General features: G+C 65.5%; 12 protein-coding genes. All 12 read left to right on the top strand.

Annotated elements, in window-relative coordinates:
* Nucleotides 1–43 precede the first annotated feature (43 nt).
* The gene (locus tag FJQ54_RS02790; RefSeq protein WP_039248266.1) at nucleotides 44–1,783 is read left to right on the top strand and encodes a relaxase/mobilization nuclease domain-containing protein; all 1,740 of its coding nucleotides are present in this window, start codon (nucleotides 44–46) and stop codon (nucleotides 1,781–1,783) included.
* A 24-nt stretch (nucleotides 1,784–1,807) separates the two neighbouring features.
* Entirely contained in the window at nucleotides 1,808–3,802 is a 1,995-nt protein-coding gene (locus FJQ54_RS02785; protein ID WP_039248269.1) for a conjugal transfer protein TraG, read from the top strand.
* Nucleotides 3,783–4,268: a CopG family transcriptional regulator gene (locus FJQ54_RS02780; RefSeq protein ID WP_207790343.1), complete on the top strand. Its 486-nt coding sequence runs from the start codon at nucleotides 3,783–3,785 to the stop codon at nucleotides 4,266–4,268. Before FJQ54_RS02785 ends, FJQ54_RS02780 begins: the two co-directional genes overlap by 20 nt.
* A 150-nt stretch (nucleotides 4,269–4,418) precedes the next feature.
* Complete coding sequence (gene trbB, locus FJQ54_RS02775; protein ID WP_039248272.1) at nucleotides 4,419–5,399, top strand: P-type conjugative transfer ATPase TrbB; 981 nt, start codon at nucleotides 4,419–4,421, stop codon at nucleotides 5,397–5,399.
* Entirely contained in the window at nucleotides 5,396–5,728 is a 333-nt protein-coding gene (locus FJQ54_RS02770; protein WP_039248274.1) for a TrbC/VirB2 family protein, read from the top strand. The genes trbB and FJQ54_RS02770 overlap by 4 nt, the downstream gene beginning before the upstream one ends.
* Entirely contained in the window at nucleotides 5,728–6,009 is a 282-nt protein-coding gene (locus tag FJQ54_RS02765; RefSeq protein ID WP_039248277.1) for a VirB3 family type IV secretion system protein, read from the top strand. Before FJQ54_RS02770 ends, FJQ54_RS02765 begins: the two co-directional genes overlap by 1 nt.
* 12 nt (nucleotides 6,010–6,021) lie before the next feature.
* Entirely contained in the window at nucleotides 6,022–8,475 is a 2,454-nt protein-coding gene (gene trbE, locus FJQ54_RS02760; RefSeq protein WP_039248279.1) for a conjugal transfer protein TrbE, read from the top strand.
* 2 nt (nucleotides 8,476–8,477) lie between these two features.
* Entirely contained in the window at nucleotides 8,478–9,245 is a 768-nt protein-coding gene (gene trbJ / locus FJQ54_RS02755) for a P-type conjugative transfer protein TrbJ (protein WP_039248282.1), read from the top strand.
* Between the two features lie 10 nt (nucleotides 9,246–9,255).
* Nucleotides 9,256–9,540, top strand: coding sequence for a putative entry exclusion protein TrbK-alt (gene trbK-alt, locus FJQ54_RS02750; protein WP_039248284.1), 285 nt, complete (start codon nucleotides 9,256–9,258; stop codon nucleotides 9,538–9,540).
* Nucleotides 9,541–9,543: 3 nt separating this feature from the next.
* Complete coding sequence (gene trbL, locus FJQ54_RS02745) at nucleotides 9,544–10,896, top strand: P-type conjugative transfer protein TrbL (RefSeq protein ID WP_039248287.1); 1,353 nt, start codon at nucleotides 9,544–9,546, stop codon at nucleotides 10,894–10,896.
* Nucleotides 10,897–10,901: 5 nt separating this feature from the next.
* Nucleotides 10,902–11,585, top strand: coding sequence for a conjugal transfer protein TrbF (gene trbF, locus FJQ54_RS02740; protein ID WP_430803293.1), 684 nt, complete (start codon nucleotides 10,902–10,904; stop codon nucleotides 11,583–11,585).
* Nucleotides 11,582–12,562: a P-type conjugative transfer protein TrbG gene (trbG, locus tag FJQ54_RS02735; protein WP_039248291.1), complete on the top strand. Its 981-nt coding sequence runs from the start codon at nucleotides 11,582–11,584 to the stop codon at nucleotides 12,560–12,562. Before trbF ends, trbG begins: the two co-directional genes overlap by 4 nt.
* The last annotated feature ends 3 nt before the right edge of the window (nucleotides 12,563–12,565 follow it).

The raw sequence follows: 12,565 nt of genomic DNA, 5'->3' as shown, positions 1-12,565 counted from the left end.
CCTTTGGGTCGCCTCGCGCTTTCGCACATTGCGGGGCCGCATCATGGCCGATGAACGCGAATTCCGCATTCGTCCGGGGCGCATTCGCTCGACACGCGCGCAGTCGGCGCGCCCCTTCATCGCCCAGGCGCTCGCCGCTGCCAAGAAGGCGGGCGGCGGGGTCTCGCGCTCGGGCCGTGTGGTCTCGGCGAGCCGATCCCGCTTCGGGCGTGGCCAGCGCGCTAGCATCCAGGCCAATCGCTTCATCACCGCCCGCACGCGCGGCGCCGTCATCAAGGCTCGCGTCGTCCGCCATTCCGGACGCATGGCGCCCCTCGGCACCCATCTCGATTATCTTCGCCGCGACGGCGTGACCCGGGACGGGGAGAAGGCTCGCCTCTTCGGTCCTGGGAGTGAAGACGTCGATGGCCGGGCCTTCGCCGAGCGTTGCGAGGACGACCGTCATCACTTCCGGTTCATCGTGTCGCCCGACGACGCAGTGGATATGTCGGACCTGCGATCCTTCACGCGCGACCTGGTCGGGCAGATGGAGAAGGATCTGGGTACGCGGCTCGAGTGGGCCGCGGTGGATCACTGGAACACCGAGCATCCCCATGTGCACCTGATCGTGCGGGGCGTCCGTGACGACGGCCAGGACCTGGTCATCTCACGCGACTACATCAAGGAGGGGATGCGCGATCGCGCCCGCGACCTCATTACCCAGGAGTTGGGGCCGCGCACCGATCTCGACATCCGGCGGGCGCTCGACAATCAGGTCGGGGCCGAACGCTGGACGCAGCTCGATCGGCAGCTTGCCCGCGACGCGCGTGACACGGGCGTCATCGATCTCGCCCCGGACCGCGATCGCCAGCCGGGCACCTACAGCGTCCAGAAGGTCGGCAGGCTTCGCAAGCTGGAGACGCTCGGCCTCGCGCAACAGGTCGGGCCCGGGCAGTGGACGATAGATGACAGGGCCGAGGCGACCCTGCGCGAACTCGGCGAGCGTGGCGATATCATCAAGCGCATGCACCGCGCGCTCACCGAACGCGGCATCGAGCGCGGGGCTGGCGCCTATGTGCTGGCGGCCGAGAGCCTCGACACGCCCATTGTCGGCCGCCTGATCGCGCGCGGCCTCGACGATGAATTGAAGGGCACAGCCTATGCCGTCGTCGATGGCGTCGACGGAAGTACCCACCACATCCGGCTTTCCGATCTCGACGCCGCCGGAGACAGCGCGCCCGGCTCGATCGTCGAGCTGCGCGCCTTCGATGACGCGCGTGGCCAGCGCCGCGTCGCGCTTGCCGTTCGATCCGATCTCGACATCCAGGCCCAGGTTACGGCCGGGGGCGCGACCTGGCTCGACCGGCAGGCCATCGCCCGTGAGCCCGCCGCGCTATCGGATGGCGGATTTGGAGCCGAGGTACGGCAGGCGATGACAGACCGTGCCGATCATCTGACGAACGAAGGTCTGGCGGAGCGGCAGGGACAGCGTGTGATCTTCTCCCGCAGGCTGATCGAGACGCTGCGACGTCGGGAGCTTGAGGCGGTCGCCAGCAAACTCACCGGCGAAACCAGTCTTCCGTTCAAGGCCGCTCAGACCGGCGAATACGTCGCCGGAGCCTATCGCCAGCGCCTGACTCTGGCTTCGGGCCGGTTCGCCATGATCGACGACGGCCTCGGCTTCCAGCTCGTACCCTGGTCCCCCTCGCTCGACAAACATCTCGGCCGCCAGGTCTCCGGCGTCACTCGCGGCGACGGCGGCGTCGACTGGAGCTTCGGCCGCAAGCGAGGCCTCGGCCTCTAGCCCCATTCTCGAAAGGACTTCTGCATGTCCGCGACAAAAATCCTCTGGGGGCAGATCACCGTCGTCTTCCTCATCATCCTCATCACCACCTGGGGCGCCACCCAGTATGTCGCCTGGAGCCTCGGCTTTCAGGCCCAACTCGGCACGCCGTGGTTCGAACTCTCCGGCGTCCCGATCTACTATCCGCCAGCCATCTTTTGGTGGTGGTACTTCTACGACGCCTACGCGCCGGAGATCTTCGCCAAGGGCGGGATGATCGCCGCGTCCGGCGGCTTCATCGCGATCGCCGTCGCGATCGGCATGTCGGTCTGGCGCGCACGCGAGGCGAAGAACGCCGCCACCTATGGCTCGGCGCGCTGGGCCGAGAAGGGAGAGGTCAAGGCCGCGGGCCTCCTCGGGCCGGATGGCGTCGTGCTGGGGCGCTACGAGCGCGAGTATCTGCGCCATGACGGCCCCGAGCATGTTCTGTGCTTCGCGCCAACCCGATCAGGCAAGGGTGTCGGTCTCGTCGTCCCTTCACTTCTGACATGGCCGGGCTCGGCCATCGTTCACGACATCAAGGGCGAGAACTGGCAGCTCACCGCCGGCTTCCGGGCGCGGCATGGTCGCGTGCTCCTGTTCGATCCCACCAATCCGAATTCGTCAGCCTACAATCCGCTGCTCGAGGTCCGCCGCGGCGAATGGGAGGTTCGCGATGTCCAGAACATCGCCGATATCCTGGTCGATCCCGAAGGCTCGCTGGAAAAGCGCAACCACTGGGAAAAGACCAGTCACGCCTTGCTGGTCGGCGCCATCCTGCACGTCCTCTATGCCGAGACCGACAAGACGCTGGCTGGCGTCGCCGCCTTCCTCTCCGATCCCAGGCGACCGATCGAGTCGACGCTCGCCGCCATGATGAAAACCGCGCATCTCGGCGAAACGGGGCCACACCCCGTGATCGCCAGCGCCGCCCGCGAGCTGCTCAACAAATCCGACAACGAACGATCGGGGGTCCTCTCGACCGCCATGTCCTTCCTCGGCCTCTATCGCGATCCCGTCGTCGCCCAGGTCACGCGGCGCTGCGACTGGCGCATAACCGACATGGTGGGCGGCAAGCGCCCAACCACCCTTTACCTTGTCGTGCCGCCTTCGGACATCAACCGCACCAAGCCGTTGATCCGCCTGATCCTCAATCAGGTCGGGCGGCGGCTGACGGAAGATCTGCAAGCCAAAGCCGGCCGCCATCGCCTCCTGCTGATGCTTGACGAGTTTCCCGCGCTCGGCCGCCTCGACTTCTTCGAGAGCGCACTGGCTTTCATGGCGGGATACGGGCTCAAGAGCTTCCTCATCGCTCAGTCCCTGAACCAGATCGAGAAGGCGTATGGGCCGAACAACTCGATTCTCGACAACTGCCATGTCCGGGTGAGCTTCGCCACGAACGATGAGCGGACCGCCAAACGCGTATCCGATGCGCTCGGCACTGCCACCGAAATGAAGGCCATGAAGAACTATGCCGGTCATCGGCTGTCGCCTTGGCTCGGACATCTGATGGTGTCGCGTTCCGAGACCGCGCGCCAACTCCTGACGCCAGGGGAGATCATGCAGCTTCCCCCGACCGACGAGATCGTCATGGCCGCCGGCACGCCGCCGATCAGGGCAAAGAAGGCTCGTTACTACGAGGACGGGCGCTTCAAGGAGCGTGTCCTGGCTCCGCCCGAGCTTGTCCGCGCGCCCGAGGGGCGTCCCGACGATTGGAGCAGCCTGCCGATCCCGGCTGGTCCTCCAGAGGATTCAGCCAGCGCGTTGCCGCCTGATGACCGGGAGGAGGATGAAGACCCCACGAACTCCGAACGGCGACATCAACCGGAACTCAACCGCGTCGCACCCGTCGAGAAGAAGACACCGATCGACAATGAGTTCGAAATCGATCCGCCCGACGAGTTCGAAGAAGAGGCCACCCGCAATCGACGTATGACACGCGTCATGCATGGCGTTGCGCGCCAGGTTTCGCTCGATCCCAATGACGGCATGGAGTTGTGATCTCGTGACCGGACGAAAGAAAAAGACCCAGATCTCCGTCTATCTCGACCCCGAGATCATGGCGATGCTGTCGGACTATGCGGCGCGACGAGAACAATCCCTATCCCTTGTCGCTGAAGCGGCACTCGCGTCATTCCTGTCGCCGGACGACGCGGAGCGTCGTGAGGCGATTGTCGCCAGACGTCTTGATCAGCTTGACCGCCGCATGACCCGCATAGAACGCGACGTCGGCATCTCGGTGGAGACGCTCGCCGTCTTCATACGCTTCTGGATCAACAGCACGCCGGCGCTTCCGGAACCGGCGGCCCAGGCGGCGCGCGCCAAGGCGGGAGAGCGCTACGAGCGCTTTGTGGCGGCGCTAGGCCGGCGACTGGCTCAGGGTCCCAAGCTCCGCCAAGAGATTTCAGAAGATGTCGACGGCGATTCGTCAAAAGCTGGGAGCGGCAAAGCAGAGGATCAGGTGTAGAGTTCCATCGGCTCGAACCGCCGTTCTCCTGTATTTGCACGCCACACTACTACTACGACCGATACTTGTTGAATCGGCCTGATTTCAGGCTCCTTTAATCGACCCCGATCCGGGGATCGACTTTTCGCCCCGTCAAGAAGCGGGGCTGAGATGACCACCACAGACCTCAAACCTGAGGCATTTGTTCGCGGCGCGCGCATGCTGCGCACCGCGCTTGGTCCCTCGATCACGCGGTTCCTCGAAGACCCCGCCGTCGTCGAGGTGATGCTGAACCCCGATGGTCGCCTTTGGGTGGATCGTCTGTCGGAGGGTCTCTCCGACACGGGGGAGCGTCTCTCCCCCGCTGACGGCGAACGTATCGTCCGGCTCGTGGCCCACCATGTCGGCGCCGAGGTGCATCCACGCAGCCCGCGCGTCTCCGCCGAACTGCCGGACAGCGGCGAGCGCTTCGAAGGCCTCCTGCCACCTGTCGTCGCCGCTCCCGCCTTCGCCATCCGTAAGCCGGCCGTCGCCGTCTTCAGCCTCGACGATTATGTGGCCGCCAACATCATGACTACCGATCAGGCGGTCATCCTTCGCCAGGCTGTCGCCTCCCGCGCCAACATCCTCGTCGCCGGAGGAACCTCGACAGGCAAGACGACACTGACCAACGCCCTCTTGGCCGAGGTCGCCAAGACCGCCGACCGGGTGGTCATCATCGAGGACACACGCGAGCTGCAATGCGCCGCGCCCAACCTCGTCGCCATGCGCACGAAAGACGGCGTGGCGACGCTCTCGGAACTGGTCCGGTCGTCCCTCCGCCTTCGGCCCGACCGCATACCGATCGGCGAGGTCCGAGGCTCCGAGGCGCTCGACCTCCTCAAAGCTTGGGGCACCGGCCACCCCGGAGGAATCGGGACCATCCACGCCGGCTCGGGCATCGGCGCGCTGCGTCGCCTCGAACAGCTCATCCAGGAAGCGGTGATCACGGTGCCGCGCGCACTGATCGCCGAAACGATCGACCTCGTGGCCGTCCTCTCCGGCCGTGGGTCCGCGCGCCGACTGGCGGATCTCGCCCGCGTCGAAGGGCTCGGCCCCGACGGCGACTACCGCATCACCCCCGCGACTCCCAGCACAGGAGAACCTTCATGATTCGCACGCTCGCGCGCGGCTGCCACGTCCTTGCGACCTCGGCAGCCACCATATCCGTCAGCATCCTCTTTTCTACCGCCGCCCACGCCTCCGGTTCTTCCATGCCGTGGGAGGCGCCTTTGCAATCCATCCTGCAATCGATCGAGGGCCCCGTCGCCAAGATCATCGCCGTGATCATCATCATCGTCACCGGGCTCACCCTGGCGTTCGGTGACACGTCCGGCGGCTTCCGTCGCCTCATCCAGATCGTCTTCGGCTTGTCGATCGCCTTCGCCGCCAGTTCGTTCTTCCTCTCTTTCTTCTCATTCGGCGGCGGAGCGCTCGTCTGATGGCGGCTGGCCTCGAACAACTCGCCGAGGTCCCGGGCTTCACCGTTCCGGTGCACCGGGCGTTGACCGAGCATATCCTGCTCGGCGGCGCCCCTCGTTCCATCGCCATCATGAACGGCACCCTCGCCGGTGCCGTGGGTCTCGGCCTTCGCCTCTGGCTGGTCGGGCTCGCGATCTGGGCGATCGGGCATTTCGCCGCCGTGTGGGCGGCCAAACGCGATCCGCTCTTCGTGGAGGTCGGCCGACGGCACCTGCGCATCCCTGGCCATCTGGCGGTCTGAGGAGCGCGCCGAATGATGAACCTCGCTGAATATCGCCGGACCGCCGCACGTCTGGCCGACTTCCTGCCCTGGGTCGGGCTCGTCGCCGAGGGCGTTGTCCTCAACAAGGACGGCTCTTTCCAGCGCACAGCTCGATTTCGTGGGCCGGATTTGGACTCCGCCGTTGCTGCCGAGCTGGTCGCGGTGGCTGGCCGTCTCAATAACGCTTTCCGTCGGCTTGGGTCGGGCTGGGCGATCTTCGTTGAAGCACAGCGTCACGAAGCCTCGACCTATCCTCAAAGCCTGTTCCCCGATGCCGCGTCTGGTCTGCTCGACGCCGAGCGCAAGGCCGACTTCGAGGAAGCCGGCGCGCACTACATCTCAGGCTATTTCCTCACCATCGCCTATCTGCCGCCGGCCGAGGATGCGGCTCGCACGGAAGCGTGGCTCTACGAGGGACGCGACCGCGGCGGTCTCGACCCCCATGAGGTCCTCAACAGCTTTGTCGATCGGACCGATCGCGTTATCGCGCTTCTCGACGGCTTCATGCCCGAATGCGCCTGGCTCGACAGCGCCGAGACCTTGACCTACCTGCATTCGGCGGTCTCGACGAAGCGCCATCGGGTGCGGGTGCCCGAGACCCCAATCTATCTCGACTCGCTGCTCGCGGATCAAGCTTTGACAGGCGGCCTCGAGCCTCGCCTGGGGACCGCGCATCTGCGCATCCTGACGGTCGTCGGATTCCCGACTGCCACCACGCCCGGAATTCTCGACGATCTCAACCGTCTGGCTTTTCCCTACCGCTGGTCGACGCGCGCGATCCTGCTCGACAAGACCGACGCGACCAAGCTGCTGACCAAGATTCGTCGGCAATGGTTCGCCAAGCGCAAGTCCATCGCGGCGATCCTGAAAGAGGTCATGACCAATGAGGCTTCCGCCCTCGTGGACACCGACGCCGCGAACAAGGCCGCGGATGCGGATCTCGCTCTTCAGGAACTGGGCGCAGACTATGCTGGCCAAGCCTATGTCACCGCCACGGTCGCCGTCTGGGACGATGACCCCCGAATTGCCGACGAGAAGCTGCGTCTCGTCGAAAAGGTCATCCAGGGCCGGGATTTCACCTGCATGGCCGAGACCATCAACGCCGTCGATGCATGGCTGGGCTCCCTGCCGGGACATGTCTACGCCAATGTCCGCCAGCCCCCCATCTCGACGCTCAATCTCGCCCACATCATCCCGCTTTCAGCGGTGTGGGCGGGGCCGGAACGGGACGAGCACTTCGGGTCGCCCCCCTTGCTTTACGGCAAGACCGAGGGAAGCACCCCGTTCCGGTTTTCGCTTCATGTCGGCGACGTCGGCCACACGCTGGTGGTCGGACCAACCGGCGCCGGCAAGTCGGTTCTGCTCGCCATCATGGCGTTGCAATTCCGTCGCTACGAGGGCTCCCAGGTCTTCGCCTTCGATTTCGGCGGCTCGATCCGGGCGGCCGCGCTCGCCATGGGCGGAGACTGGCACGACCTCGGCGGCGACCTCACTGACGGCGTCGAGTCCTCCGTTTCGTTGCAACCTCTGGCGCGCGTCGATGACATCCCGGAGCGCGCCTGGGCGGCCGATTGGCTGACATCGATCCTTACGCGCGAAGGCGTGCCGATCACGCCAGAGGTGAAGGAACACCTGTGGACCGCGCTCACCTCGCTGGCCTCCGCGCCCGCCGAAGAGCGCACGATCACAGGCCTGACGGTCCTGTTGCAATCGAACGATCTGAAGCAGGCGCTTCGCCCCTATTGCGTCGGTGGTCCCTACGGCCGGTTGCTCGATGCCGAGGTCGAGCATCTCGGAGCGGCATCCGTCCAGGCGTTCGAGATCGAAGGCCTCGTCGGGACAGGCGCAGCTCCGGCCGTCCTGTCCTACCTCTTTCACCGCATCGGCGATCGTCTCGATGGTTCGCCGACGCTTCTCATCATCGACGAAGGCTGGCTGGCCCTTGATGACGACGCCTTCGCGGGCCAGCTCCGTGAATGGCTGAAAACCCTGCGCAAGAAGAACGCCAGTGTCATCTTCGCCACCCAGTCGCTTAGCGACATCGACAACAGTGGGATCGCACCGGCCATTATCGAGAGCTGTCCGACGCGGCTGCTCCTGCCGAACGAGCGCGCGATCGAGCCGCAGATCACGGCGATCTACCGCCGCTTCGGTCTGAATGACAGACAGATCGAGATATTGGCCAGGGCGACGCCCAAGCGGGACTATTACTGTCAGTCGCGCCGCGGCAACCGACTTTTCGAATTGGGGCTTTCTGAAGTCGGCCTCGCGTTCGCTGCCGCCTCCTCCAAGACGGATCAATCGCTGATCGCACGCACCGTGGCCGAGCATGGTCGCGAGGGCTTCCTCGCGGCCTGGCTGCGTCTGCGCGGTGTCGATTGGGCGGCCGATCTCATTCCCGACCTCACCAACCTCATCCCCACGCAGCCCGAGAAGGAGGCTTGACCATGACGACCCATCGTTCCCCCCGCCGCGCGCTTCGGCTCGCCGCAACCCTGTTGGCAATGCCGATCGCTATGGCGCCTATGCTGTCGCCGCCGGCCGCGGCGCAGTGGGTGGTCTATGATCCCACCAATTACGCTCAGAACGTCCTGACGGCGGCGCGCTCGCTCGAACAGATCAACAATCAGATACGCTCGCTTCAGAACGAGGCGCAGGGCCTCATCAACCAAGCGCGCAACCTCGCCAGCCTTCCATACTCGTCGCTGCAGCAGCTTCAGCAGAACGTCCAACGCACGCAGCAGCTCTTGCAGCAGGCGCAGAACATCGCCTTCGACGTCCAGAATGTCGACCGGATGTTTCAGCAGCAATATGGCCGGGCTTCGCTCTCGGCTACGGATGCCGAACTGATCTCCGGCGCCCGCACGCGCTGGCAGAATACGGTCGGCGGTCTCCAGGACGCCATGCGCGTGCAGGCCGGCGTCGTCACCAATATCGACACCAACCGCGCCGAGATGTCCTCCCTTGTCGGCCAGAGTCAGGGCGCGACGGGAGCGCTGCAGGCGACGCAGGCCGGCAACCAGCTCCTCGCACTCCAGTCGCAACAGCTCTCGGATCTGATCGCGCTGATCTCGGCCAACGGCCGGTCGGGTGCGTTGACCGAGGCCGAGCGTGCGGCCGCTGCCGAGCAGGGACGCGAACAGCGCCGTCGCTTCCTGACGCCCGGTGCCGGCTATCAGCCGGGCAATGCCCGGATGTACGGCAACGGCAACTGAGGGCGTAGCCATGGACGGCAAGATGCTGGCCCGGCTGGGCGCAGTCGTCTTCGTCGCCATCGCCATCACGGCGACAGCGATCGAGATGACCCGAAAGGAACCACTTCCGTCGCAGCAGCCGGTCAGGCCGGTTCAGGCGATGCGAGATCCGCTTCGGGATGCGCAGCGCCGGTGCCAGCAGCTTGGCCAAGAGGCTGCCAGCGATCCGGCCTGCATGCGCGTCTGGGCGGAAACCCGCGACCGCTTCCTCGGGCGTGCGACGCCCCCGGCGCCCCAGCCTCAGGAAGGGCGCTGAATCATGGGCGGCTCAGGCGTCATCGACAATTTCCTGGGGGTCTTCACCTCCTATATCGACAGCGGCTTCGGATTGCTTGGTGGCGAGGTCGCCTTCATTGCGACCACGCTCATAGTGATCGATGTGACGCTCGCCGCGTTGTTCTGGAGCTGGGGCGCTGACGACGACATCATCGCGCGGCTCGTCAAGAAGACCCTCTTCGTCGGCGCCTTCGCCTACATCATCGGCAACTGGAACAACCTCGCCAGAATCATTTTCGAATCCTTCGCCGGCCTCGGCCTGAAGGGATCGGGCACGAGCTTCACGGCTCAGGATCTGATGCGGCCCGGAAAGGTCGCTCAAACCGGGCTGGATGCGGCACGGCCGCTGCTGGAGTCCATCTCCGATCTGATGGGATGGATCAGCTTTTTCGAGAATTTCATCCAGATCGCGTGTCTGCTCTTCGCCTGGGCGCTGGTCATCCTCGCCTTCTTCATTCTCGCCATCCAGCTCTTCGTCACGTTGATCGAGTTCAAGCTGACGACGCTTGCCGGCTTTGTTCTGATCCCCTTTGGGCTCTTCGGAAAGACCGCGTTCATGGCCGAGCGCGTGCTGGGCAACGTCGTCTCCTCCGGCATCAAGGTGTTGGTTCTCGCCGTTATCATCGGCATCGGCTCGACACTGTTTTCACAGTTCACGACCGGATTCGGAGGCCAGACGCCGACGATCGACGACGCCATGGCTGTCGTGCTGGCTGCGCTTTCCCTGCTGGGTCTCGGCATCTTCGGTCCCGGCATCGCCGCCGGCTTGGTTCAGGGCGGGCCGCAGCTCAGCGCCGGCGCCGCCGTTGGTACCGGCCTTGCGGTCGGCGGGGCGGCGCTTGCCGCAGGTGGCGCCGCCGGCCTGGCCGTAAAGGGAAGCGCGGCGGCGCTCTCTGGCGGCGCTGCTGTCGCCCGCGGAGGCGCCGCAGCCGCGGGTGGTGCGAGCGCCGCGTACAGCCTCGGTTCCCTGGGCCAGTCCGGCGCGGCGGGCGTCGCATCCGGTCTCGGCGGCGTCGCCCGCGCTGCGAGCGCGGCGACCGTCTCCCCGCTGAAGCGCGCCACCTCGCGCGCCGCCGACAGCATGAAATCCAGCTTCTCCGACGGCGCCAAGGCCGGCTTCGGGGCCACGGGCGGTTCCTCAACCAAAGGGACCATCGGCGGGGAACCTGCTGCCGACAGTTCGGCCGGCTCCCGCGAAGGTCCTCCCGCCTGGGCCAGGCGCATGCAGCGCAGCCGTTCAATCGGGCACGGCGCAACAGTCGCCGCTCATGCCGTTCGCGCCGGCGACAGCCACGGCGGCGGCTCTTCCGTCAACCTCTCCGAAAGTGACCGCTAATGAGCTTGTTCAAACGCCCCACAACCCACTACGGCAAGTCGCCCGAGCCGGTGACGCCCTATCAGAAGGCTGCACAAGTCTGGGACGACCGCATCGGCTCCGCCCGTGTGCAGGCCAGGAACTGGCGCGCTATGGCCTTTGGCTCGCTGATCCTGTCCGCGGGTTTCGCCACGGCACTGGTCTTGCAATCGGCGCGCGGCACTGTGGTGCCCTGGGTCGTTCAGGTCGATCGTTTCGGCCAGGCCCAGAGCGTCGCCCCCGCCGTGGCCGATTATCGGCCGACCGATCCGCAGATTGCCTTCCATCTCGGCCGCTTCATTGAGCAGGTTCGCGCCATCCCGGCCGACGCGATCATTGTCCGTCAGAATTGGCTTCGCGCCTACGAATGGACGACAGACCGTGGCGCAGCCGCCCTCAACGACTACGCCCGCGCCAATGACCCGTTCACCAAAGTCGGGCGGCAGCAGATCGCGGTGGAAGTGTCGAGCGTCATTCGCGCTTCGCCGGACTCTTTCCGCGTGGCCTGGACAGAGAGGCGCTACGAGAACGGCCAGCTCGCCACGACCGAGCGCTGGACCGCGATCCTCACCATCGTGATCCAGCCCCCGCGCGACGCCGAACGGCTGCGCGCCAATCCGTTAGGAATCTACGTCAACGCCATCAACTGGTCGCGGGAGATGTCGCAATGAGTCCGGCTCTCAGCAAAGCCGGCACTCCGGCTTTCCGTAAATCCGCCTTGGTGCTTGCGCTTCTTTCCGCCACCACGCTGGCGGGATGCGCGACCACCAAGCCGTCGCAGATCAGCTACGACGAAAGCGTGCCGCCTCTACCGGCTGCGCCAGCGCCTGTCGTTGAAGAACGACCGCGTCCATTGCACATACCGCCGGCCTGGGTGCCGGCGCGCGGTGGGACCGCCGCGAATTCACCCACTGGACGCGTCGGAAACGCCAATGCCGCGGCGCGGATCGAGCCCCGACGCGAAGGCTACTACAACTCCATTCAGATTTATCCATGGAGCGAAGGTGCCCTCTATCAGGTGTATGCCTCGCCGGGCCAGATCACGAACATCGCGCTCGAGCCAGGCGAACGCCTCACCGGCGCCGGTCCGATCGCTGCTGGCGATACAGCGCGTTGGATCATCGGCGACACCGAAAGCGGATCGGGCATTACCCGGCGTGTCCATGTGCTGGTGAAGCCCACAAGGACCGGCATCTCGACCAATCTGGTGATTACGACCGACCGGCGCATATACATGATCGAGCTGCGCGCCGCCGAAACACCTTACATGCCGGCGATAGCTTGGGCCTATCCCAAGCTGCCGGCCTCCCAGCGTCTGAATATTCCGGCAACGCCCGTCATTCCTGCGGCATCGCAGCGGCGGTATCGCTATGGGTTGACCGGCGACACGCCGCCCTGGCGGCCGGTCTCCGTCTATGACGATGGCCGGCGGGTCTATGTGGAGTTTCCACGCGGCATCGCCCAAGGCGAAATGCCGCCCATCTTCGTCCTTGGCTCGGACGGCGAACCTCAGATCGTCAACAGTCGAATTTACCAGAACATCCTGATCGTAGACCGGATCTTCGCCGCCGCCGAGCTGCGCCTCGGAGGCGGCGATCGCCAGCAAACCGTCAGGATCGTCCGCACCGACGGGAGGCCCGCATCGTGAGCA

It is taken from the genome of Sandaracinobacter neustonicus, from assembly GCF_006385875.1.
Classification (GTDB): domain Bacteria; phylum Pseudomonadota; class Alphaproteobacteria; order Sphingomonadales; family Sphingomonadaceae; genus Sandaracinobacteroides; species Sandaracinobacteroides neustonicus.
This window is presented reverse-complemented; position numbering and strand designations above follow the sequence as displayed.